This is a genomic window from Undibacterium paludis, from assembly GCF_022568815.1.
Taxonomy (GTDB): Bacteria; Pseudomonadota; Gammaproteobacteria; order Burkholderiales; family Burkholderiaceae_D; genus Undibacterium.
This window is the reverse complement of record NZ_JAKZHX010000001.1, coordinates 323,152-346,280: the sequence shown is the minus strand read 5'-3', so window position 1 is coordinate 346,280 and position 23,129 is coordinate 323,152. Positions and strand designations below refer to the sequence as shown.

The window sequence follows — 23,129 nt, the reverse complement described above, 5'->3', positions numbered from 1 at the left end:
GGCGGCTCAGTCTTTCTTGAACAGGGTAAGGACGTGTTCTGGCGGACGTCCGATTGCCGCTTTGTTCTGATAAGTGACTATTGGTCTTTGCAGCAAACGCGGGTGAGAAACGATGGCGGCCAGGGCAGTTGCCATGTCTGCATCCTGTAACTGCAGGCTGCTGTATTCGTCTTCATTGCTACGCAGGATGCTTTGTACATCCCTTGTGCCCAGCGCCGCCATGATTGCCCGTAAATCGGCAATGCCAGGCACGGTTTTTTGATAGTCAATGATGTGCAGGGGCAGGCTCTGTTCATCGGCAATTGTCTGCACCAGTGCCAGGGTGTCGCGCGACTTCGAGCAGCGCGGGTTGTGATAGATCGTAATCATGCTTGTATCATCATTCTATGGTTTTGATATGTCAACACGGGAGAAGGGAAAGTATTAAATAAACTTTAATTCCACACCCGATAAAACCAGCAGGCCAAGGACGGCAAATAGTGCCGCCGCACACCAGCGCACGTACTTGAAAGGGAAGCTGGGTGCCGCAATTTTGCCCAGGAATACTGCCGGTACATCAGCAATCAGCATGCCCAGCGTGGTGCCAGCGACCACCATGGCAAGATCGTTATATTTTGCAGCCAGGGCGACTGTTGCCAACTGGGTTTTATCGCCGATTTCTGCCAGAAAAAAAGTGAAACAGGTGAGCAAAAAAACGCCGTAGCGACTTTCGTTGATGCCATCACCTTCCATTTCATCGGGCTTCAGTGTCCAGGCCGCAATTGCCAGAAAAGAAGCCGCCAGCAAATAGCGTAACAACTGGCCGTCAAGGTGTGCGGCGACCAATTGCCCCAGCCAGGCAGCCAGAGCGTGATTGAGCAATGTTGCTATCAGAATACCAAGTATGATGGGCGCCGGTTTTTTATAACGAGCAGCCAGCAGCAAGGCGAGCAGTTGAGTTTTGTCACCAATTTCACCGACGGTGATAGCGACAGCAGAGACGAAGAAAGCTTCCATGTGAGTATGCGGGATGAGGCTGATTAACCAATGACAGTCATATCCCGCCCCATCCCTGGTCAGCAGAAACATAACTATCAAAGGTCTTGCCCGATCGAATATTGGCTCTGCCAATCCTGAACCAAACGCACCATGACCGCATGGCCAAGTATGTTGATGCGTTTTCTTCGTCTGTAGACGAAGCGGGCTACTCCCCAATGAATGTGAGTGCGAATTATAACGCATATGGGAGGGAAGCGGCATTCTGTGTTATTTGACTATGTTTTACTGGTTGATAAAAGGTGAGCTTGCTACACTGAATTAGGTAAATTGATGCAAGTAAATTATTTATCTTATTTCTGGCTGATTTATAGCGTGGGCGATGATGCAATCTTTTTATTCCTATTTCATGACCTTCTGGTCGCCAGCTGAATTACATGCCAACTTAATTATCTTCATGAATCTGGCCGGCGCGATGCTGCTGGGCTTTGTTGTCGGTTATGAACGTTCTTATCATGGACGCGCAGCCGGTATGCGCACCTATGGCCTGGTCTGCATGGCGTCAGCAGCACTGGTGGTGATTGCCGGCTATCCTGATTTCTGGTTTGGTGCCCGCGCATTGATGCCGGTTAACCTTGACCCCTCCCGCACCATACAGGGCGTGGTGACGGGCATAGGTTTTCTCGGGGCTGGTGTGATCATGCGCGAAGGTTTTACCATCAGCGGCTTGACGACGGCAGCCTCACTGTGGGCGTCGTCGGCCATAGGAGTACTGGTAGGCGTGGGATTTTACGCTGCCGCGATACTGCTGGCTTTCTTATCGGCCGCATGCATGATCTGGGTATCCAGACTGGAATCCTGGCTGCCATCCAGACCTGCTATTGCCATTACCATGCAATTCCGCCAGGGTTATATTCCCAGGGAAGAGTCGCTGCGCCAAATGGCCTTGGAGCGCGGCTATGAAATTGCCGCCGGCACCTTGAACATCAACTGTAAAGACGGGCGCGCAGAATGGCGTTTCGTGGCTGTTGCGGTAAATCGCAAACAAGCCATGCGCCTCAGTGAGTTGTCGCTGGAGTTGGGGGCCTTTGACGGTGTTGAATTTTACAATCTCGCCCACGCCAGGAACTGAGCTCAGATAGCTGGTCCAGGCAGGTCATGGCCTGCCGAAGCCGGAAATTCCGGCAAGCTCTGCATGCCATTCATAAAGATTTCTGTCACCAGCACGGCAAAATCTGCATACGACATCCTGTTGTTATCCTGATTATCTTGATGTGGTTTTAACCAGGTAAATGTCCAGTTGATCATGCCGAACAGCAGCATGGTAATGGCGCTGCGGTTTTGCGCATGCGTACGTTCGGGGAAGCTGCGCTGTATGGCTGCCGCAAACAAATCCACGATTTTTCTTTGTGCGTCAAGAATCTGGGTGCTTTGCGGCCTGGCCAGAAATTTGACATCGTTCAGCAGGGCGATGTGCCGGGTTTGCGAATGCTCATATTCGGCCAGAAAGGCGGCAATCAACGCCGGCAATTCCCGGTGTGTTTCAGCCAGGCCGATCAATACACGGGTGTAACGGTCCAGCAAATCAAAAAGTATCGCTTCCTTGCTTGGGTAGTAGTGGTATAGCCGGGCTTTTGAAGTGCCGCAAGCTTGTGCCAGGGCACTCATCGATGTGCCAGGGTAGCTGTGGCAGGCAAAAGCAGTGGCCGCCCTTTCCAGGATTTCGTCGCGTTGCAAATGATGATCGGAGGCTTGTGTGCGGGCCATTGTCGAGTCTGTGTGTGCTGCTCAATCAGTTATCTGCATCTTACCTTGCGACGCATCTCGTTGGTAAGCGTGTGGAAAAAACAACCAGCATCCTTGACGCATGGTCTGGCTCATGGTCTGGCTAATGCCAGCTGTTGAAATTGATACGATCAATATTTGTCATTGTCAAATTAGTAAATTTCAATGAAATCAAAAACTTACTATGATTTTTTGCTGACTTTACTTTTGCTGTGGCAAGAAATTCGCAAATAGGTCTTGACAGTTGAGGTCGACATCTCCATAATTCGGGGTTCCCTGCGGAGAGGTGGCCGAGTGGTTAATGGCAGCAGACTGTAAATCTGCCCTCTTGCGAGTACGCTGGTTCGAATCCAGCCCTCTCCACCAGGTAAAGAATTGAATTAAGAAATTAGCGGCTGAAGTGGTGGCCTTTGCGGGTGTAGCTCAATGGTAGAGCTGAAGCCTTCCAAGCTTATGACGAGGGTTCGATTCCCTTCACCCGCTCCAGTTTTACTTGCGCGGTTTTTTGCGCAACATGCTGCCCTTGTAGCTCAGTGGTAGAGCACTCCCTTGGTAAGGGAGAGGCCACGTGTTCAATCCACGTCAAGGGCACCAAATATTTTAGTCTGGTGTTTTCAAGTCTGATTTGTCGGGCGCGTGCCTGAGCATTCTCATCAAAATCGTTAGGAGTCCAAAATGGCAAAAGGTAAGTTCGAGCGCACCAAGCCGCACGTAAACGTTGGAACAATTGGTCACGTTGATCACGGCAAAACCACACTGACAGCAGCGATCGCGACAGTCCTGTCGAAGAAATTTGGCGGCGAAGCCAAAGCCTACGACCAGATCGACGCGGCACCAGAAGAAAAAGCACGTGGTATCACGATCAACACAGCGCACGTTGAGTACGAAACAGCAGGTCGCCACTACGCCCACGTTGACTGCCCAGGCCATGCTGACTATGTTAAAAACATGATCACAGGCGCGGCTCAAATGGACGGCGCGATCCTGGTTTGCTCCGCAGCAGACGGCCCAATGCCACAAACTCGCGAACACATCCTGCTGGCACGCCAAGTTGGTGTTCCTTACATCATCGTGTTCCTGAACAAATGCGACATGGTTGACGACGCAGAACTGCTGGAACTGGTCGAAATGGAAGTGCGCGAATTGCTCTCCAAATACGAATTCCCAGGCGACGACCTGCCAATCATCCAGGGTTCTGCAAAACTGGCCCTCGAAGGCGACAAAGGTCCATTGGGCGAAGAAGCCATCATGAAACTGGCTGACGCACTCGACACCTACATCCCTACACCAGAACGTGCTGTTGACGGCACCTTCCTGCTGCCAGTAGAAGACGTCTTCTCCATCTCCGGTCGCGGTACAGTGGTGACAGGTCGTGTAGAACGCGGCATCATCAAAGTCGGCGAAGAGATCGAAATCGTTGGTATCAAAGACACAGTCAAGACCACATGTACTGGCGTTGAAATGTTCCGCAAACTGCTGGACCAAGGTCAAGCTGGTGATAACGTTGGCGTCTTGCTGCGTGGTACCAAACGTGAAGACATCCAGCGTGGTCAAGTGTTGGCAAAACCAGGCTCCATCAAGCCGCACGCCCACTTCACAGGCGAAATCTACGTTCTGTCCAAAGATGAAGGTGGCCGTCATACACCATTCTTCAACAACTATCGTCCACAGTTCTACTTCCGTACAACGGACGTAACTGGCTCGATCGAGTTGCCGAAAGACAAAGAAATGGTGATGCCAGGTGACAACGTCTCTATCACAGTTAAACTGATCAACCCGATCGCGATGGAAGAAGGCTTGCGCTTCGCTATCCGTGAAGGTGGTCGTACTGTCGGTGCCGGCGTCGTTGCTAAAATCATCGAGTAATAAATAAGTAGTAAAATGTATGCATTGCACATCTGATTCGGGTTGTCGCAATGCATACAGCTAGTGTCAAGATGTAGGGGTGTAGCTCAATTGGCAGAGCGTCGGTCTCCAAAACCGAAGGTCGCGGGTTCGATTCCCTCCGCCCCTGCCACCATCAAGGCCGCAGGCCACCGAAAGTAAATAAAGTATGTCTAATAATCCCGTTCAAACAGTTAGTACATCCAATGACAAGTACAAAGTCATTTTGGCGGTAGTGGCTGCAGTTGCCGGTGTTGCTGCTTTTTATATTCTCGCTGGACAGGCAACGTGGATACGTGCCATTGCCTTGGTAGTTGGTTTGTTGGTTGCTGTTGGTTTTGTTGCGACTTCAGAAATGGGTCGTGACTTTGTTGCATTTGCAAAAGAAGCTGTCCGCGAAACCAAGAAAGTAGTGTGGCCGACCCGGAAAGAAGCTGGTCAGATCACTGCTGTTGTATTTGGCTTTGTTCTGGTTATGGCGATTTTCTTGTGGTGCACCGATCAGGCGATCGGATATTTGTTGTATGACGTAATCCTCGGATGGAAAAAATAATGAGCGAGAACATTCAGGAAAACGAAGAAGGTACAGCGCCAACGGTGTCTGTGCCTAAAAGTGCTAAAAGATGGTACGCCGTGCATGCTTACTCCGGTATGGAAAAGAGTGTGCAACGTGCGTTGGTAGAGCGCATAGAGCGCGCAGAGATGCAAGACAAGTTTGGTCAGATCCTGGTGCCGACCGAAGAAGTCATTGAGCCAAGAAATGGCAAGAAAGTAGTTACCGAACGTCGCTTGTTCCCCAGCTATGTATTCGTCGAAATGGAAATGACTGACGATACCTGGCATTTGGTAAAAAATACCAGCAAGGTGACCGGTTTTATTGGTGGTAAGTCTAACAAGCCGTCGCCAATACCGCAGCACGAAGTTGACAAGATCTTGCAGCAGATGCAGGACGGTGTTGAAAAACCAAGGCCAAAAGTCTTGTACGAAGTTGGCGAGATCGTGCGTATCAAGGAAGGCCCGTTCACAGACTTCAACGGCAATGTCGAAGAGGTCAATTACGAGAAATCCAAAGTGCGTGTCACGGTTACCATTTTTGGTCGCGCCACTCCAGTGGAACTTGAATTCTCCCAACTCGAAAAAGTATAAAGAATTAACGTTGTCCAGTGCGTAGCAAAGTAATTTGCTGAAACTGGAAAAGCAGGCGGAGGAGCCTGTTGTTGGGGGTGTAAGTCCCCACTGACAGGCGCTACTACTCATTTATTGAAGGAGCCAACATGGCAAAGAAAATTATTGGTTTTATCAAGCTGCAAGTGCCAGCTGGTAAAGCAAACCCATCCCCACCTATCGGTCCAGCTCTGGGTCAACGTGGTCTGAATATCATGGAATTCTGCAAAGCGTTCAACGCACAGACCCAAGGTATGGAACCAGGCATGCCTATCCCTGTCGTGATTACTGCATTTGCTGACAAGTCTTTCACTTTTGTGATGAAGACTCCTCCAGCAACTTACATGATCAAAAAGGCAGCTGGCATTACTAAAGGTTCTTCCAAGCCACATACCGACAAAGTTGGCAAAATCACTCGCCAGCAAGCTGAAGAGATCGCGACTGTCAAGCGCGCTGATCTGACAGCAGCCGATATGGACGCAGCAGTGCGTACTATCGCTGGTTCCGCTCGTTCCATGGGCATCACGGTGGAGGGTCTGTAATGGCTAAGTTAACTAAAAAAGCAAAATTGCTGGCAACGAAAGTTGATCGCCTGAAAGTGTATCCTTTTGACAGCGCTATTGCCCTGATCAAAGAATGCGCAACAGCAAAATTCAATGAATCCATCGACGTGTCCGTACAACTGGGCGTTGATCCTAAGAAATCTGACCAGGTAGTTCGTGGCGCAGTGGTATTGCCAGCTGGTACAGGCAAGACAGTACGCGTTGCTGTATTTGCACAAGGTGCAAAAGCAGAAGAAGCGAAAGCTGCCGGTGCTGATGTTGTTGGTATGGAAGATTTGGCTGAACGCGTTAAAGCTGGCGACATGCCATTTGACGTTGTGATCGCCTCTCCAGACACCATGCGTATCGTCGGTACCCTGGGTCAAATCCTGGGCCCACGTGGTTTGATGCCTAATCCTAAAGTCGGTACAGTGACTCCAGACGTAGCTACTGCAGTTAAAAACGCAAAAGCAGGTCAGGTTCAATACCGTACGGACAAAGCAGGTATCATCCACTCAACAATCGGCCGTAAGTCGTTTGCTGATGGTGACCTGAAGTCCAACCTGGTTGCGCTGATCGATGCTTTGAACAAAGCAAAACCAGCATCCAGCAAAGGTGTATATCTGCGTAAAGTATCGATCTCATCCACTATGGGTGCAGGCGTACGCGTAGATCACGCCAACCTGGGCTAAGCAAGAATTAAGTCCCTGTCTCAATGGCAGGGCGCATCTTTGGGCTGGATGTTTGAATAAACATCCAGAGTGTCAAAGACCGTTGGGCTGAGTGTATGAAAGTTTTATCCATACACGAGGTTAATATCTGGAGAGCAATCGACAGGTCCCAACGCAGATGGTGTACCCGAACAAGTTTTGTAGTGATTACTGGTCCCCCAGTGAAACTCCTAACTTCGGACGCCGTGTTCGAAACGATATGAGGGAAGTACATCATCCCGATGTATGGACTGACTATCATTAATGGAGGTTGACCGTGAGTCTCAATCTGAATGACAAAAAGGCCGTCGTCGCTGAAGTCTCTGCAAAAGTAGCAACTGCACAGACTATCGTCGTGGCTGAATATCGTGGCATCCAGGTCGGTCATTTGACGCAATTGCGTGCTAGCGCACGTGCTCAAGGCGTATACATGCGTGTGTTGAAAAACACATTGGCACGTCGCGCTGTTGAGGGAACTGCATTCGCCAGCCTGGCTTCTGAAATGACTGGTCCGTTGATTTATGCAATCTCGGAAGATGCTGTTGCTGCTGCTAAAGTCGTTCAAGACTTTGCAAAAGGCAATGACAAACTGGTTGTTAAAGCTGGTAACTATGCAGGCAAATCGCTGGATAAAGCTGGCGTTGTCGCATTGGCAAGCATTCCTAGCCGCGAAGTTCTGTTGGCACAAGTCGTTGGCATGATGCAGGCACCTGTATCTGCTTTCGCCCGTGCTCTGGCAGCCGTCGCAGCACAGAAAGAATCCGGTTCTCCTGCAGCACCAGTAGCTGAGGCTGCTGAAGCTGTCGCAGAATAAGATTGTTTCCGTCAAATACCGTATCAATGTAATTAATTAATTGGAGTTTCAAATGGCAATTAGCAAAGACGATATCCTGGAAGCCGTAGGCGCGATGTCCGTAATGGACCTGAACGACCTGGTAAAAGCTTTCGAAGAAAAATTTGGTGTTTCCGCTGCAGCAGTTGCAGCTGGCCCAGCAGCTGGCGGCGGTGCAGCTGCTGCTGTTGAAGAGCAAACAGAATTCAACGTAATTCTGTCTGAAGTTGGCGCAAACAAAGTTGGCGTCATTAAAGCAGTTCGCGAAATCACTGGTCTGGGCTTGAAAGAAGCTAAAGACCTGGTTGACGGCGCACCAAAAGCAGTTAAAGAAGGCGTAGCTAAAGCTGATGCTGAAGCAGCTAAGAAAAAACTGGAAGAAGCAGGCGCGAAAGCAGACCTCAAGTAATTCAGGTATTATGGCAGATCTCCGGATTTGCCCAAGTCAAAGACAGGAATCCTCTTGGAAGAGAGGGTTCCTCTTTGGCTTCTTTGTCGTTCAGGGTTGTTTAGTTGTTTATTAAGACCGAGGGTTGAGACTTGAGGTTTTTTGTCACAAAAATTGCATCCGTGACAAAAGTCCTGAATTCTCTATCCTTCCTTGCCACTCACGGAGTGTCCATGCACTACTCATTTACTGAGAAGAAGCGTATTCGTAAATCTTTTGCGAAACGCGCCAACGTCCACAACGTTCCGTTCTTGCTGGCGACTCAAATCGAGTCGTACCAGAGCTTTTTACAAGAAGACAGAACACCGCCTACACGTAAAAATGAAGGCCTGCAATCTGCCTTCACCTCGATTTTCCCTATTGTTTCGCACAATGGTTTTGCACGTCTGGAGTTCCTGTCCTACGTTTTAGGCGATCCTGCATTTGACGTCAAGGAATGTCAACTGCGCGGCCTGACTTATGCGTCGCCTTTGCGTGCAAAGGTCCGCCTGGTTATCCTGGACAAAGAATCTCCGACCAAGCCGGTTGTCAAAGAAATGAAAGAACAAGAAGTCTACATGGGCGAATTGCCTTTGATGACAACGACTGGTTCTTTTGTTATCAATGGTACTGAGCGGGTCATTGTTTCCCAGTTGCATCGTTCCCCTGGCGTATTCTTTGAACATGACCGTGGCAAGACGCATTCTTCCGGTAAATTGCTGTTCTCGGCAAGGATCATTCCTTACCGTGGCTCCTGGCTGGACTTTGAATTTGATCCAAAGGATATCCTGTTCTTCCGTATCGACCGTCGTCGCAAGATGCCGGTAACGATCTTGCTGCGCGCCATAGGCATGAGCAATGAACAGATCCTGGCCAACTTCTTTGTTTTCGATAATTTCAACCTGCACAGTGAAGGTGCAGAGATGGAATTCGTCGCAGAACGCCTGCGTGGCGAAGTTGCGCGTTTCGACATTACTGACAAGTCCGGCAAGGTCATCGTTGCCAAAGACAAGCGTGTCAATGCCAAGCATGTACGTGAAATCGAAGCTGGCGGCATCAAGCATATTTCCGTGCCTGAAGACTACCTGCTGGGCCGCGTCCTGGCCAAGAACATCGTTGATGCAGACACTGGCGAGATCATTGCCAATGCCAATGATGAACTGACTGAAGAGTTGCTCGGCCGTCTGCGTGACGCCAAGGTCACGGATATCCAGACCCTGTATACCAATGACCTGGACCAGGGTGCTTACATTTCTCAGACTTTGCGCACGGACGATACCGCCGATCAGATGGCCGCCCGCGTTGCCATCTACCGCATGATGCGTCCTGGCGAACCGCCAACAGAAGATTCTGTTGAAGCCCTGTTCAATGGCTTGTTCTACAGTGAAGAGCGTTACGACCTGTCCGCAGTGGGCCGCATGAAGTTCAACCGCCGCATTGGTCGTGATGAACTGACTGGCGCCATGACTTTGTCGAACGAAGACGTGCTGGCTGTGATCAAGATTCTGGTTGAGTTGCGCAATGGTCGTGGCGAAGTTGATGATATCGATCACTTGGGTAACCGTCGTGTACGTTGCGTTGGTGAACTGGCTGAGAACCAGTTCCGTGCTGGTCTGGTCCGTGTTGAACGTGCAGTCAAAGAGCGTCTGGGTCAGGCTGAAGCCGACAACCTGATGCCGCATGACCTGATTAACTCCAAGCCTATCTCTGCTGCGATTCGTGAGTTCTTCGGTTCTTCACAATTGTCCCAGTTTATGGATCAGACCAACCCATTGTCAGAAATCACGCACAAGCGTCGTATTTCCGCCCTGGGACCTGGTGGTTTGACACGTGAGCGCGCAGGCTTTGAAGTCCGCGACGTTCATCCTACCCACTATGGTCGCGTCTGCCCGATTGAGACTCCAGAAGGCCCGAACATTGGTCTGATCAACTCTCTGGCGCTGTATGCACGCCTGAACGAATACGGTTTCCTGGAAACACCCTACCGTAAAGTGGTCGATAGCAAGATCACCAACCAGATCGATTACCTGTCTGCGATTGAAGAAGGTCGTTACATCATCGCCCAGGCGAATGCGACCATCGACGGCGAAGGCAAACTGATCGATGAACTGGTCTCTGCCCGTGAAGCTGGCGAAACGATTCTGGTTTCTCCAGAACGTATCCAGTACATGGACGTGGCGACTGGGCAGGTGGTTTCTGTTGCGGCATCCTTGATTCCCTTCCTCGAACACGATGATGCGAACCGTGCGTTGATGGGTGCCAACATGCAACGTCAGGCTGTTCCTTGCTTGCGTCCAGAAAAAGCCTTCGTTGGTACAGGTATTGAACGCACCGTAGCAGTTGACTCCGGTACAACAGTACAGGCATTGCGTGGCGGTAAGGTTGACTATATTGATGCGGGCCGTATCGTTATTCGTGTGAATGATGCTGAAGCACAGGCTGGTGAAGTCGGTGTGGATATCTACAACCTCATCAAGTACACCCGTTCCAACCAAAACACCAACATCAACCAGCGTCCTATCGTCAAAGTTGGTGATCTGGTTGCCAAAGGTGACGTATTGGCTGACGGCGCATCCACAGATCTGGGTGAATTGGCCCTGGGTCAGAACATGCTTGTCGCGTTCATGCCTTGGAATGGTTATAACTTCGAAGATTCGATCCTGATCTCTGAAAAAGTGGTGGCGGATGACCGCTATACTTCGATCCATATCGAAGAGTTGTCGGTTGTTGCCCGTGACACCAAGTTGGGCGCGGAAGAAATTACCCGCGATATCTCCAACCTGGCAGAAAACCAGCTGGCGCGTCTCGATGAGTCCGGTATCGTCTACATCGGCGCTGAAGTTACAGCCGGTGATACCCTGGTTGGTAAAGTGACACCAAAAGGTGAAACCCAACTGACACCAGAAGAAAAACTGCTGCGCGCCATCTTCGGTGAAAAAGCTTCTGACGTGAAAGATACATCCCTGCGTGTGCCATCCGGCATGGTAGGTACTGTTATTGACGTACAAGTGTTCACCCGCGAAGGCATACAACGCGACAAACGTGCGCAACAGATTATCGATGATGAATTGAAGCGTTATCGCCTCGATCTGAACGATCAGTTGCGTATCGTTGAAGGCGATGCATTTGAGCGTCTGGAACGTATGCTCGATGGCAAGATCGCTGACGGCGGCCCGGCCAAACTGGCTAAAGGCAGCAAGATCACCAAGGAATACCTGGCCAGCGTGGATAAATACCACTGGTTCGACATTCGCCTGGCATCGGACGAAGCAGCCAATGCACTGGTCGCGATGAAAGATTCCATCGCTGAAAAACGTCATCAGTTCGATCTGGCTTTTGAGGAAAAACGTACCAAGCTGACGCAAGGCGATGAATTGCCGCCAGGCGTACAAAAAATGGTCAAGGTTTACCTGGCTGTCAAACGTCGCCTGCAACCTGGTGACAAGATGGCGGGTCGTCACGGTAACAAGGGTGTGGTTTCCCGTATCGTGCCTATCGAAGACATGCCTTACATGGCTGACGGTACACCGGCAGACATCGTGTTGAACCCATTGGGCGTTCCATCACGTATGAACGTCGGTCAGGTTCTGGAAGTGCATCTGGGCTGGGCAGCAAAAGGTCTGGGCTTGCGCATAGGCGAAATGCTGAAAGCCAAGGCCAAGGTAGAAGAACTGCGTGAATTCCTGAAGAAGATTTATAACGAATCCGGCAAGAAGGAAGACATCGACAACTTCACAGATGCTGAAATCCTGGAGTTGACGAACAACCTGAAAAACGGTGTGCCATTTGCAACCCCCGTGTTTGACGGTGCGCATGAGAGCGAAATCCGTCGCATGCTGGATCTGGCCTTCCCTGACCATATCGCAGAACAACTGGGCATGACACCATCGAAAAACCAGGTCACCCTGTTTGATGGCCGTACCGGTGAGGCGTTCGAGCGTAAAGTCACCCTGGGTTACATGCACGTGCTGAAATTGCATCATCTGGTTGACGACAAGATGCATGCACGTTCGACCGGTCCTTACTCTCTGGTGACGCAACAACCTCTGGGCGGTAAAGCACAGTTCGGTGGTCAGCGTTTCGGTGAGATGGAGGTTTGGGCACTGGAAGCTTATGGCGCGTCTTACGTCTTGCAAGAGATGTTGACAGTCAAGTCCGATGACGTGAATGGCCGTACCAAAGTGTATGAAAACCTGGTCAAGGGCGATCACGTGATCGACGCCGGCATGCCAGAGTCTTTCAACGTTCTGGTAAAAGAAATCCGCTCTTTGGGTATCGATATCGATCTCGAACGCAGCTAAGAACCTGTTGGCGATCTGTAGCGAGCAGGCGTCAGCGGGGTGAAGAGCAGCGCAAAAAGCGGAATGTACTTAAGTACATGAGCATTTTGAGCAGCGCATGAGCCCCGATCACGCTTGCGCAGTAAGATCGGAAACTGGTTCTGAGAAGTTTAGTTCTATGTAATTGCAGTAAAGTCGTCGCCCGGATAGCATCCGGGCGATGGCCGTTAAACCTGGCAAGCAGTTTGGAAGTAATGTCGTTCCCGGTATCAGCGGAACCTGCGTCAAAAAGACCTGGCTCTCCCGCTCATGCGAACAGGGTAAAGCGGCGAAGCTTCTGTTGCAGCACCATTGAGCCACCAAGCGTTTGCGCGCTTCACTGGAGTGATACACATGAAAGCTCTGCTCGATCTATTCAAGCAAGTCCAACCCAACGAACAATTCGACGCGATCAAGATCGGTCTGGCGTCCCCAGAAAAAATTCGTTCCTGGTCCTACGGCGAAGTTAAAAAACCGGAAACCATCAACTATCGTACCTTCAAGCCAGAGCGTGACGGCCTGTTCTGCGCAAAGATTTTTGGTCCTATCAAGGATTATGAATGCCTGTGCGGCAAATACAAACGCCTGAAACACCGTGGCGTGATCTGCGAAAAATGCGGCGTTGAAGTGACCCTGGCCAAAGTGCGTCGTGAACGCATGGGCCATATCGAGCTGGCTTCCCCAACTGCCCATATCTGGTTCCTGAAATCCTTGCCATCCCGTCTGGGCATGGTATTGGACATGACATTGCGTGATATCGAGCGCGTTCTGTATTTTGAAGCATATGTTGTGACCGATCCGGGCATGACCCCGCTGAAAAAATGCCAGATCATGTCCGAAGATGATTTCGCTGCCAAGTATGAAGAATACGGTGACGAATTCACTGCATTCATGGGTGCTGAAGGTATCCGTGAATTGCTGCGCTCCATCGATATCGACCGTGATGCAGAAACCCTGCGTACCGAGTTGAAAGAATCCAAATCTGAAGCCAAGATCAAGAAATACGCCAAACGCCTGAAAGTGCTGGAAGCATTCCAGCGCTCCGGCATCAAGCCAGACTGGATGATCATGGAAGTTCTGCCGGTCCTGCCGCCAGAACTGCGTCCATTGGTCCCGCTGGATGGTGGCCGTTTCGCGACATCCGACCTGAATGACCTGTATCGCCGCGTCATCAACCGTAATAACCGTCTGAAGCGTCTGATGGAATTGCGCGCTCCTGAGATCATCACACGCAATGAAAAGCGTATGTTGCAGGAAGCGGTTGATTCCCTGCTGGATAACGGCCGTCGCGGCAAGGCAATGACAGGCGCCAACAAGCGTCCTCTGAAATCCCTGGCAGAAATGATCAAGGGTAAGGGCGGTCGTTTCCGTCAGAACTTGCTCGGTAAGCGCGTCGATTACTCTGGCCGTTCCGTTATCGTGGTGGGTCCACAACTGAAATTGCATCAGTGCGGTTTGCCTAAACTGATGGCGCTGGAACTGTTCAAGCCTTTCATTTTCAACAAACTGGAATTGATGGGTCTGGCAACAACCATCAAGGCAGCAAAAAAACTGGTGGAGATACAAGAACCAGTCGTCTGGGATATCCTGGAAGAAGTCATCCGCGAACATCCGGTCATGCTCAATCGTGCGCCTACGCTGCACCGTCTGGGTATCCAGGCGTTTGAGCCAGTCCTGATTGAAGGTAAAGCGATCCAGTTGCACCCACTCGTCTGCGCGGCTTTCAATGCCGACTTCGACGGTGACCAGATGGCGGTTCACGTTCCTCTGTCTATCGAAGCACAGATGGAAGCACGCACATTGATGCTGGCATCCAACAATATTCTGTTCCCATCGAATGGTGAACCGTCTATCGTACCTTCCCAGGATATCGTGTTGGGTCTGTACTACGCTTCCCGTGAAAAAATCAACGGCAAGGGTGAAGGCATGATGTTCCCTGACGTCTCAGAAGCGATCCGCGCCTGGGACAACAAGGAAGTCGAACTGGCTACCCGTATTACTGTCCGTATTACCGAATACCCGAAAGATCCGGCAACCGGCGAATTCGTCAAAACCATCAAGCGTTATGAAACGACAGTTGGTCGTGCGATTCTGTCCGAAATTCTGCCTAAAGGTCTGCCATTTACCGTATTGAACCGTCCGCTGAAGAAAAAAGAAATTTCCAAGCTGATCGATACTTCTTTCCGTAAGTGCGGTCTGCGTGCGACTGTCGTATTCGCTGATCAGCTGATGCAGTCCGGTTTCCGCCTGGCGACACGTGCCGGTATCTCCATCTGTATCGATGACATGCTGGTACCGCCACAAAAAGTCACGCTGGTGGCGAATGCAGAACATGAAGTCAAACAGATCGAACAGCAATATGCTTCCGGTCTGGTGACCGCTGGCGAACGTTACAACAAAGTGGTTGATATCTGGGGCAAGACCGGTGACGAAGTCGGCAAGGCCATGATGGAGCAACTGAAAGTTGAACCAGTCACACGTCGCGACGGTACCGTCGGTACACAAGAATCCTTCAACGCCATTTACATGATGGCCGACTCCGGTGCGCGTGGTTCTGCAGCCCAGATTCGTCAGTTGGCAGGTATGCGTGGTCTGATGGCGAAACCGGACGGCTCGATTATCGAAACGCCGATCACTGCGAATTTCCGCGAAGGTCTGAACGTTTTGCAGTACTTCATTTCCACACACGGCGCGCGTAAAGGTCTGGCCGATACGGCCTTGAAGACAGCGAACTCCGGTTACCTGACACGTCGTCTGGTTGACGTGACGCAAGATCTGGTCGTGGTTGAAGATGACTGCGGCACATCCAACGGTTCGTCGATGAAGGCTATCGTTGAAGGTGGTGAAGTTAACGTGCCTTTGCGTGACCTGATACTGGGCCGTGTTTCTGCCAATGACATCGTCAATCCTGAAACACAAGAGACTCTGTACGAAGCCGGTACCTTGCTCGACGAAGCTTCCGTTGAACGTATCGAAGCCCTGGGCATCGATGAAGTCAAGGTACGTACACCACTGACATGTGACACACGCTACGGTCTGTGCGCCATGTGTTATGGCCGTGACCTCGGTCGTGGCAACCTGGTGAATGCCGGTGAAGCTGTCGGTGTTATCGCCGCGCAGTCCATCGGTGAACCTGGTACACAGTTGACGATGCGTACCTTCCACATCGGTGGTGCGGCGTCCCGTGCAGCGATTGCATCCTCTGTTGAAGCCAAGTCCAACGGTACCATCCGTTTCACTGCGACCATGCGTTATGTCACCAACGGCAAAGGCGACCAGATCGTCATTTCCCGTTCTGGTGAAGTGCTGATCACTGATGATCATGGCCGTGAACGCGAACGTCATAAAGTACCTTACGGCGCCACCCTGATCGTCAAGGACGGCATGGTCATCAAAGCAGGTACTGCACTGGCGACATGGGATCCGCTGACCCGCCCTATCATTACCGAATACACCGGTACAGTGAAATTCGAAAACGTCGAAGAAGGCGTGACTGTTGCCAAACAGGTTGATGAAGTAACAGGTCTGTCCACCCTGGTGGCGATCGATGCGAAACGCCGTGGTAGCGCAGCTGGTAAAACATTGCGTCCGCAAGTCAAGCTGTTGAATGAACAAGGCGAAGAAGTCAAGATCGCCGGTACGGAACACGCCGTAACGATCGGCTTCCAGGTGGGCGCGCTGATTACCGTTAAAGACGGCCAGCAAGTACACGTAGGTGAAGTTCTGGCGCGTATCCCGACAGAATCACAAAAAACCCGTGATATTACCGGCGGTTTGCCACGCGTTGCCGAGTTGTTCGAAGCCCGTTCGCCAAAAGATGCCGGTATGCTGGCAGAGGTGACAGGTACGGTTGCGTTTGGTAAAGAAACCAAAGGTAAGCAACGTCTGGAAATTACCGACATGGACGGCGAGAAACACGAGTTCCTGATCACCAAAGACAAGCAAGTCCTGGTGCATGACGGCCAGGTCGTGAACAAGGGTGAGATGATTGTTGACGGCCCGGCTGATCCACAAGACATCCTGCGTTTGCTGGGTATCGAAGCGCTGGCACGTTACATCGTTGATGAGGTTCAGGACGTGTATCGTTTGCAAGGAGTTAAGATCAATGACAAGCACATTGAAGTGATCGTGCGTCAGATGCTGCGCCGCGTTGTTGTTGTGAACCCAGGCGATGCCAACTACATTGTCGGTGAACAGGTAGAGCGTTCCGAATTGCTCGATGAAAACGATCGCGTCATTGCTGCCAACGGTATTCCAGCAACTTATGAAAATATCTTGCTGGGTATTACCAAGGCATCCTTGTCCACAGATTCCTTCATCTCTGCGGCGTCCTTCCAGGAAACCACACGTGTTCTGACCGAAGCTGCGATCATGGGCAAAAAAGACGGTCTGCGTGGCTTGAAAGAAAACGTCATCGTTGGTCGCCTGATACCTGCCGGTACTGGTCTGGCCTTCCACCGTGCCCGCAAGTTGAAAGAAACCTGGGAAGCCGATGAGCGTTCAGCCTTGCTGGAAGCAGAAAAAGCGCAGTTTGCGCCAGCACCTGAAGTGGCAGCAACTGATATAGCTGACGGCGAAATGTAATCACTAGCCTGATGAATGAAAAAACGGCACCTGCAAGGGTGCCTTTTTTTTTGGCCAGGACAAAATGGCTGAACCTTGCATTGCTGTCCCACAGTACAATAGGCAAGTAACCATAAACAGACTATGCAATTGAACAAAAACCTGGAATTGAATGCATCGGCAATAGAGAGACTTTGTGATGCAGCCGCACGCGATGTTGATATTGAAGTCGTCGCAGAAACCGGCTCCACCAATGCTGATCTGATGACGAGGCTGCTCCATCTGTCGTGTCCCGTAATGCGTGTCGCCGTTAATCAGACGGCCGGCCGTGGCCGTGCCGGTCGCCCCTGGTTGACTGTACCTGGTGGCATGCTGACCTTTTCATTGGCCTGGCATCTGCCGCAAGCGCCACATAACCTGCTGGGCTTGCCATTGGCTGTTGGTGTCGCACTGGCAGAATGCCTGAATGTGCTGAACCAGAACGTCACATTGAAATGGCCCAATGATGTCTTGCGTGAAGGCAAGAAATTGGCGGGCATCCTGGTTGAATCGGCAGCAGCCGGTAACGGCGGCACCTGGGTCGTCGTCGGCATAGGTTTGAACCTGCAAGTTTCAGATGAACTGGAAGTCCAGGTAGGCCGTTCACTGGCTGATGCACCCTGGCTGGCGCAAATGGATAGAAATGTCTTGCTGGCGCAGATATTGAATGCCCTGGTGCAGGCGCTGACACAATTTGGCGAGCAGGGTTTTGCGCCCTTGCTGCCACGCTGGAATGCCTTGCATGCCTATGCTGGTCAGACAGTCAATATTCTTGACCGTGACCAGATTGTACACACCGGTATTGCACTCGGCGTGGACCTGCATGGTTGCCTGGTTTTGCAGACCGAGCAAGGGCAAGTCAGCGTGCTGGCCGGCGATGTTTCTTTACGACCAGCTTGAATAGAACGGAACCAACAAAACACGATGGAAACAACCAGGATGCAGTTATTGATTGATGCCGGTAATACTCGCATAAAATGGGCACTACCCGGACCAGCAGTGGCAGCGGGGGCTGCACCGGTCTGGCAGCATATCGGTTCGGTCAGTCATGCAGACATGGATAGCCTAGCGCTGGCCTGGCAGGGCTTGCCCTTCGACTCTGCCCTGATCTCCAATGTGGCCGGTGCATCCGTGCGTGAAAAACTGACCGGCCTCTTGCAAAGCCTGCAGCCTGCCATCAGACTAGACTGGTTCACTTCGCAGGCCCAGATAGCGGGCATCCATAATACCTACCGCAATCCGGCTCAATTAGGTTGCGACAGACTGGCATCGACTATCGCGGCCCACTACCTGTTCCCACAACAAGACCTGATCGTCGCTACCTGTGGAACGGCTACCACAGTCGACGCCGTGACTGCCGACGGCAAGTTCAAGGGCGGCATGATCTTGCCGGGCCTGAAGCTGATGGCGCAATCGCTGGCCCGCAATACTGCCCAGCTGCCACAGGTGGCAGAGTCAACTGACATCAGTAAAATCTTCGCCGACAATACCGACCAGGCCATTGTCAGTGGCTGTATCAGTGCCCAGGTAGGCGCCATCCAGCATGCAGTACACAGCCTGGCGCAGCAAGAAAACCGGGCTATCCATTGCGTGATTTCTGGTGGTGCGGCTCCATACCTGACGGGGCATTTAGGTATTCCTTACCACTATGTCGATAATCTGGTCTTGACGGGGCTGTTTGTCGTGGCACAATCAAGCCCGGGCTGATTACACTTACTTACCATGCTGCGATTCTTATTCTGGAGCTTGCTGTTATTGAATGGCTTTTTGCTGGCCTTCAATCTTGGTTACCTGGGACATTGGTCCCTCGATACCCATGAGCCCGAGCGACTGAAGAAGCAGCACCATGCTGACCAGCTCAAACTTATCACTGCCAGCGAAGCGGCAACACCCACTGAACCCGGGCACGACAAAAAACCGGAAGTCATTGCCTGCCTTGAAGTCGGCAATTTTTTGCAGACTGATCTGCCCAGGATAGAAGACAAGCTCAAGACCCTGGCTCTTGGTGACAGGCAATCACGCATCAATGTCGTGGATGTGGCGACTCACATGGTATTCATCCCCTCCCAGGGATCCAAAGAAGGGGCGGATAAAAAAGCCGGGGAGCTGCGTCGCCTGGGCATCACCGATTTTTATGTGATTCAGGATCAGAGCAGTATGCGTTTCGGTATCTCTTTGGGGGTATTCAAGACTGAAGAGGCAGCAAAATTACACTTGAACAATCTCAATAATAAAGGCGTACGCTCTGCCCGCGTTGGCCCGCGTACCGTCAGCACCAATAAATTTGCCTACCAGTTGCGTACTTTGAGCAGCGACGAAAAAGCAAAGTATGACGCTATCAAGGCAGAATTCCCGGCGCAGGAAAACCGCAATTGCCAGGCAACGGCCTATAGCAGGAGTTAAGCGCTCTCACGGCCAGTCCCTTTGCCCTGTCATTCTGTAAATATGAATACCCTCGTCGTTGTCGCCATATTCATTGTCAGCGTTTTGCTGGCAATGAATTTATATGTAACGTATTTGCTGGCGAAGAGTGACTTCTATGAGCCTGTCCAAAAATATGCACAATGTGGGCTGATCTGGTTGTTGCCAGTCATTGATGCGTTGGCTTGTTATGTTTTTGTACAACCCAGCCTCGGGCCGCCAAGCGGAAAATATGTAGACAGCGATACTATTCCTGACGAGGACCTCATCGAATTTTCTCTGTCAAATAAAGGTCATGCCGGTAGTCATGACAATCATGACTGAAATCTGTTGAATCTGTTTTTCTAGAAACATTAACCTTTTTGTAAAAAATAAGGGGAAAATACTGGGGATTGATTCTCATCAGACGAGAATCAATTCTTGATGTTTCCCATTTGATTGCTAAAATAAGCCTGACAATGCTTTTCTGGCTCAGGCATCATGACTGTATTTCACAAAGATAGTATTCCTCAAAGCGAACGCGTGCTGCAGGTACTGGCCTGTATCGCTCGCCATGGTGAAGCGCTGTCCGCACGTGAACTGGTGGAACAAACCGGTTTGCCACTGAGCACACTGTATCGCCAGCTTGCTCCTTTAAAGAAGTGGGGGCTGGTGCAGGAACACGCGCAAACCGGCTTATACGAACCCGGCCCGTTGGCAGTACAACTGGCACGCGGTTTTGACCAGCACTCCTGGCTGATGAGCGCTGCCCGTGACGAACTGGCTGAACTGGTGCAGAAGTCAGCCGAAAGCGTAGGTTTGCTCGCTTATGTGAACGGGCAGGTCGTTTGCCTGGATATGCAGGAAAGCCAGCAAGCCTTGCGCTGCTCATTTGCCAAAGGGCGAGCCAGCTCCAGCGTGCGCGGTGCTTCTGCCAAAGCCTTGCTCGCATTCTTGCCACCAGCTACACAAGAAGCACTGATTGCCGAAAATTTTCTTGAGGATGTGCCGGGTTCAGAGGGGCAGCGCGACTCTTTGCTCTATCAACTGCAAACAATACGCGAGCAACGCTACGCGACCAGTGAAAATGAAATTGACCTCGGCATCTGGGGTGTCAGCGCCCCGGTATTTTCTGGTCGCAACAAACTCGAAGCCACCCTGTCCCTGATGGCACCGGCACAACGCATACAAGACCGCAAGCAAGAATTGATTAACATGACTTTAAAAGCAGCTGACAGGCTCAGCCGCAAATTACAACATCCATAAAACGGAAGACATCATGACTGCTTATCACTTTCAACAGGGCAGCGTGCCCCTACTGATTTCCATGCCCCATGTCGGCACTTGCATACCGGATGATATTGCCAGCCAGATGCTGCCAGTCGCGCAAGAAAAAGCCGATACTGACTGGCATTTGTGCAGCCTCTACAATATGGCGGCAGAGCTGGGGGCATCCACCATCGCAGCAGAATATTCACGCTATGTGATCGACCTCAACCGCTCATCTGATAATGCCAATCTGTATCCTGGTCAGGATACAACCGGCTTGTGCCCGGTCGACACCTTTGCCAAACAGCCGCTGTACGCACTTGATAGCCTGCCGACAGAGGCGGAAGTCCAGCGTCGCATTACTGCTTACTGGCAGCCTTATCACCAGCAATTACAACAAGAGCTGGAACGCTTGTTGAGCCTGCATGGCAGCGTCATCCTGTGGGATGCGCATTCCATCGCCTCACTGGTGCCACGTTTTTTTGCAGGCAAATTGCCAGACCTTAATTTTGGTACCGCTGACCAGAAATCCTGTGCTACCGGCATGCAGAATGCACTGCAAGCATGTTTGCAAGACTCTAACCATGCGCAAGCCTATACGCACGTTTTCAATGGCCGTTTCAAGGGCGGTTTTATCACCCGCAATTATGGCCAGCCGCACAGGCACATCCATGCCGTGCAGCTGGAAATGAGCCAATGCATCTACATGGATGAAGCAGCTCCCTATGCGTACAGACCCGACCTGGCAACACGGGTGCAGCCTTTGCTCAGACAATTGCTGCAATCCTGCCTGGACTGGAACAAGACACAAGGGAGCGCTGCATGAGCAGTTTATTTGCACACAATGCTTTGCTGCCGCAAGGTTGGGTCAGCAATGTCCGCCTGCACTGGAATGATGATGGCGACTTCAATCAGATAGAACAAAATACAGAATTGCAGGCATACGAGAATCAGGTGCAGTTTGCCTTGCCTGGCATGACCAATCTGCATTCGCACGCCTTCCAGCGCGCCATGGCTGGCATGACAGAAATGGCGGGCGAGGGCAAGGACAGCTTCTGGACCTGGCGTGATCTGATGTACCGTTATGCTCTGCATATCACCCCCGAGCAAATCCAGGCCATCGCCGCGCAGCTGTATGCGGAATGCCTGCGCCACGGCTATACCGCCGTCTGCGAATTCCATTATTTGCACCGTGATCAGGACGGTAGTTTTTATGCCCGCCCAGCCGAGATGGCAGAACGCGTGATCGCTGCGGCAGAGCAGGCTGGTATGGGTATCAGCATGCTGCCCGTGTTGTACAGCTATGCTGATTTTGGCGAACAGATGCTGCGTCATGATCAACGTCGCTTCTCTACCAATGTGACCGAGATCATGCAATTGATCACAGCGCTGGAAGGTAAACGCAGTGCCCAGGTTGAAATCGGCGTTGCACCGCATTCACTGCGTGCCGCCAGCATCAGCCAGATACGTGAACTGGTGGCGGCACTCCCTGGCGCTCGTCCCATCCATGTCCACATCGCTGAGCAACAAAAAGAAGTCGATGCCTGTATTGCCTATTCAGGCAGGCGTCCGGTAGAACTCTTGCTCGATACCGGCCTGGTCGATGAACGCTGGTGCCTGGTGCATGCCACCCATCTGAACAAGGCAGAGGTACAGGGTATCGCCAGCAGTGGTGCAGTAGCCGGCATCTGTACGACCACAGAAGGTAATCTCGGTGATGGATTTTTTGATTTGCCAGATTACATCGCCGCCGGTGGCCGCTTTGGTGTAGGCAGTGACAGCCATGTGTCGCAAAGCCCGGTGGAAGAATTGCGCTGGTTGGAATATGGACAGCGCCTGCGCCTGCAAGGTCGCAATATTGCAAGTATTCCGGCACAGCGCAAGGTAGGTGATTTTCTGTATCAGGCTGCCCTGCAAGGTGGTGCGCAAGCCAGCGGGCGTCAACTTGGGCAGCTAAGTATTGGTTACCGCGCTGAAATCGTGGTACTTGATGATGAGCATCCGAATCTCGCAGGTATCAGTAGTGCAGATGTACTCAATACCTGGATATTTGCGGGCAATGATAATCTGGTGCGGGATGTTTATGTCGGGGGAAAGCTGGTCGTTCAAAATGGCAAGCACCTGCAGCAAGCAGAGATACAGTCAGCCTATGGTGCTTGCATTCGCAGCCTGCGCGCACTATAAAATTTTCTGAATGCCCATCTAAAGAATGAACAGGCG

The 23,129-nt window shown here is 51.4% G+C and carries 20 protein-coding genes, 4 tRNA genes and 1 riboswitch; of the genes, 21 read left to right on the top strand and 3 right to left on the bottom strand.

Annotated features, from left to right (window positions below; all coding sequences use genetic code 11):
• Positions 1-6: 6 nt before the first annotated feature.
• Both LZ463_RS01620 and LZ463_RS01615 read right to left on the bottom strand, forming a co-directional pair.
• Positions 7-369 carry an ArsC/Spx/MgsR family protein gene (locus LZ463_RS01620; RefSeq protein ID WP_241453171.1) on the bottom strand — a complete coding sequence of 121 codons (363 nt, stop codon included), beginning with the start codon at positions 367-369 and terminating at the stop codon, positions 7-9.
• Between the two features lie 54 nt (positions 370-423).
• Positions 424-996: a TMEM165/GDT1 family protein gene (locus LZ463_RS01615; protein ID WP_241453169.1), complete on the bottom strand. Its 573-nt coding sequence runs from the start codon at positions 994-996 to the stop codon at positions 424-426.
• A gap of 80 nt (positions 997-1,076) precedes the next feature.
• Positions 1,077-1,204: riboswitch (yybP-ykoY riboswitch) on the bottom strand.
• 153 nt (positions 1,205-1,357) lie between these two features.
• On the opposite strand from LZ463_RS01615, the gene LZ463_RS01610 reads away from it, so the two are divergent.
• A complete protein-coding gene (locus tag LZ463_RS01610) occupies positions 1,358-2,107 on the top strand; it encodes an MgtC/SapB family protein (RefSeq protein WP_241453167.1) in 750 nt (249 codons plus the stop codon).
• Positions 2,108-2,109: 2 nt separating this feature from the next.
• Here LZ463_RS01610 and LZ463_RS01605 read toward each other — a convergent pair whose 3' ends face one another.
• On the bottom strand, positions 2,110-2,742 hold the full coding sequence (locus LZ463_RS01605) for a TetR/AcrR family transcriptional regulator (protein WP_241453165.1): 633 nt from the start codon (positions 2,740-2,742) through the stop codon (positions 2,110-2,112).
• A gap of 298 nt (positions 2,743-3,040) precedes the next feature.
• Here LZ463_RS01605 and LZ463_RS01600 point away from each other — a divergent pair.
• From LZ463_RS01600 to LZ463_RS01505, 20 genes are all read left to right on the top strand, one after another.
• Positions 3,041-3,126, top strand: a tRNA-Tyr gene (locus tag LZ463_RS01600).
• Positions 3,127-3,172: 46 nt separating this feature from the next.
• Positions 3,173-3,246, top strand: a tRNA-Gly gene (locus LZ463_RS01595).
• Between the two features lie 33 nt (positions 3,247-3,279).
• A tRNA-Thr gene (locus LZ463_RS01590) sits at positions 3,280-3,354 on the top strand.
• Between the two features lie 81 nt (positions 3,355-3,435).
• Positions 3,436-4,626, top strand: a complete 1,191-nt coding sequence (tuf, locus tag LZ463_RS01585; protein ID WP_241452955.1) for an elongation factor Tu — start codon at positions 3,436-3,438, stop codon at positions 4,624-4,626.
• A 75-nt stretch (positions 4,627-4,701) separates the two neighbouring features.
• Positions 4,702-4,777: transfer RNA gene (locus tag LZ463_RS01580), tRNA-Trp, on the top strand.
• 36 nt (positions 4,778-4,813) lie between these two features.
• On the top strand, positions 4,814-5,197 hold the full coding sequence (gene secE / locus LZ463_RS01575) for a preprotein translocase subunit SecE (RefSeq protein WP_241453163.1): 384 nt from the start codon (positions 4,814-4,816) through the stop codon (positions 5,195-5,197).
• Entirely contained in the window at positions 5,197-5,790 is a 594-nt protein-coding gene (gene nusG, locus LZ463_RS01570) for a transcription termination/antitermination protein NusG (protein WP_241453161.1), read from the top strand. Before secE ends, nusG begins: the two co-directional genes overlap by 1 nt.
• A 128-nt stretch (positions 5,791-5,918) precedes the next feature.
• A complete protein-coding gene (rplK, locus tag LZ463_RS01565; protein ID WP_110258378.1) occupies positions 5,919-6,350 on the top strand; it encodes a 50S ribosomal protein L11 in 432 nt (143 codons plus the stop codon).
• On the top strand, positions 6,350-7,042 hold the full coding sequence (gene rplA, locus LZ463_RS01560) for a 50S ribosomal protein L1 (protein ID WP_241453160.1): 693 nt from the start codon (positions 6,350-6,352) through the stop codon (positions 7,040-7,042). The genes rplK and rplA overlap by 1 nt, the downstream gene beginning before the upstream one ends.
• A gap of 295 nt (positions 7,043-7,337) precedes the next feature.
• The gene (rplJ, locus tag LZ463_RS01555; protein ID WP_241453159.1) at positions 7,338-7,874 is read left to right on the top strand and encodes a 50S ribosomal protein L10; all 537 of its coding nucleotides are present in this window, start codon (positions 7,338-7,340) and stop codon (positions 7,872-7,874) included.
• 52 nt (positions 7,875-7,926) lie between these two features.
• On the top strand, positions 7,927-8,301 hold the full coding sequence (rplL, locus tag LZ463_RS01550; protein ID WP_241453158.1) for a 50S ribosomal protein L7/L12: 375 nt from the start codon (positions 7,927-7,929) through the stop codon (positions 8,299-8,301).
• Positions 8,302-8,513: 212 nt separating this feature from the next.
• Positions 8,514-12,620, top strand: a complete 4,107-nt coding sequence (gene rpoB, locus LZ463_RS01545) for a DNA-directed RNA polymerase subunit beta (protein ID WP_241453157.1) — start codon at positions 8,514-8,516, stop codon at positions 12,618-12,620.
• A gap of 372 nt (positions 12,621-12,992) precedes the next feature.
• Positions 12,993-17,222 (top strand): DNA-directed RNA polymerase subunit beta', encoded by a 4,230-nt coding sequence (rpoC, locus tag LZ463_RS01540; RefSeq protein WP_241453155.1) that lies wholly within the window; start codon positions 12,993-12,995, stop codon positions 17,220-17,222.
• Positions 17,223-17,345: 123 nt separating this feature from the next.
• Positions 17,346-18,140, top strand: coding sequence for a biotin--[acetyl-CoA-carboxylase] ligase (locus tag LZ463_RS01535; RefSeq protein ID WP_241453153.1), 795 nt, complete (start codon positions 17,346-17,348; stop codon positions 18,138-18,140).
• 24 nt (positions 18,141-18,164) lie between these two features.
• Positions 18,165-18,947, top strand: a complete 783-nt coding sequence (locus tag LZ463_RS01530) for a type III pantothenate kinase (protein ID WP_347176235.1) — start codon at positions 18,165-18,167, stop codon at positions 18,945-18,947.
• Between the two features lie 15 nt (positions 18,948-18,962).
• Positions 18,963-19,643, top strand: coding sequence for an SPOR domain-containing protein (locus LZ463_RS01525; RefSeq protein WP_241453151.1), 681 nt, complete (start codon positions 18,963-18,965; stop codon positions 19,641-19,643).
• 42 nt (positions 19,644-19,685) lie between these two features.
• Positions 19,686-19,985, top strand: a complete 300-nt coding sequence (locus tag LZ463_RS01520; RefSeq protein ID WP_241453149.1) for a hypothetical protein — start codon at positions 19,686-19,688, stop codon at positions 19,983-19,985.
• Between the two features lie 156 nt (positions 19,986-20,141).
• Positions 20,142-20,906, top strand: a complete 765-nt coding sequence (locus tag LZ463_RS01515) for an IclR family transcriptional regulator (protein ID WP_241453147.1) — start codon at positions 20,142-20,144, stop codon at positions 20,904-20,906.
• A 13-nt stretch (positions 20,907-20,919) separates the two neighbouring features.
• Positions 20,920-21,735 carry an N-formylglutamate deformylase gene (hutG, locus tag LZ463_RS01510; RefSeq protein ID WP_241453145.1) on the top strand — a complete coding sequence of 272 codons (816 nt, stop codon included), beginning with the start codon at positions 20,920-20,922 and terminating at the stop codon, positions 21,733-21,735.
• Positions 21,732-23,093, top strand: a complete 1,362-nt coding sequence (locus LZ463_RS01505) for a formimidoylglutamate deiminase (protein WP_241453143.1) — start codon at positions 21,732-21,734, stop codon at positions 23,091-23,093. Before hutG ends, LZ463_RS01505 begins: the two co-directional genes overlap by 4 nt.
• The last annotated feature ends 36 nt before the right edge of the window (positions 23,094-23,129 follow it).

Coding starts and splice junctions, on each gene's coding strand:
- LZ463_RS01620 (WP_241453171.1), bottom strand. CDS start 369: ATGATTACGATCTATCACAACCCGCGCTGCTCGAAGTCGCGCGACACC.
- LZ463_RS01615 (WP_241453169.1), bottom strand. CDS start 996: ATGGAAGCTTTCTTCGTCTCTGCTGTCGCTATCACCGTCGGTGAAATT.
- LZ463_RS01610 (WP_241453167.1), top strand. CDS start 1,358: ATGATGCAATCTTTTTATTCCTATTTCATGACCTTCTGGTCGCCAGCT.
- LZ463_RS01605 (WP_241453165.1), bottom strand. CDS start 2,742: ATGGCCCGCACACAAGCCTCCGATCATCATTTGCAACGCGACGAAATC.
- tuf (WP_241452955.1), top strand. CDS start 3,436: ATGGCAAAAGGTAAGTTCGAGCGCACCAAGCCGCACGTAAACGTTGGA.
- secE (WP_241453163.1), top strand. CDS start 4,814: ATGTCTAATAATCCCGTTCAAACAGTTAGTACATCCAATGACAAGTAC.
- nusG (WP_241453161.1), top strand. CDS start 5,197: ATGAGCGAGAACATTCAGGAAAACGAAGAAGGTACAGCGCCAACGGTG.
- rplK (WP_110258378.1), top strand. CDS start 5,919: ATGGCAAAGAAAATTATTGGTTTTATCAAGCTGCAAGTGCCAGCTGGT.
- rplA (WP_241453160.1), top strand. CDS start 6,350: ATGGCTAAGTTAACTAAAAAAGCAAAATTGCTGGCAACGAAAGTTGAT.
- rplL (WP_241453158.1), top strand. CDS start 7,927: ATGGCAATTAGCAAAGACGATATCCTGGAAGCCGTAGGCGCGATGTCC.
- rpoB (WP_241453157.1), top strand. CDS start 8,514: ATGCACTACTCATTTACTGAGAAGAAGCGTATTCGTAAATCTTTTGCG.
- rpoC (WP_241453155.1), top strand. CDS start 12,993: ATGAAAGCTCTGCTCGATCTATTCAAGCAAGTCCAACCCAACGAACAA.
- LZ463_RS01535 (WP_241453153.1), top strand. CDS start 17,346: ATGCAATTGAACAAAAACCTGGAATTGAATGCATCGGCAATAGAGAGA.
- LZ463_RS01530 (WP_347176235.1), top strand. CDS start 18,165: ATGGAAACAACCAGGATGCAGTTATTGATTGATGCCGGTAATACTCGC.
- LZ463_RS01525 (WP_241453151.1), top strand. CDS start 18,963: ATGCTGCGATTCTTATTCTGGAGCTTGCTGTTATTGAATGGCTTTTTG.
- LZ463_RS01520 (WP_241453149.1), top strand. CDS start 19,686: ATGAATACCCTCGTCGTTGTCGCCATATTCATTGTCAGCGTTTTGCTG.
- LZ463_RS01515 (WP_241453147.1), top strand. CDS start 20,142: ATGACTGTATTTCACAAAGATAGTATTCCTCAAAGCGAACGCGTGCTG.
- hutG (WP_241453145.1), top strand. CDS start 20,920: ATGACTGCTTATCACTTTCAACAGGGCAGCGTGCCCCTACTGATTTCC.
- LZ463_RS01505 (WP_241453143.1), top strand. CDS start 21,732: ATGAGCAGTTTATTTGCACACAATGCTTTGCTGCCGCAAGGTTGGGTC.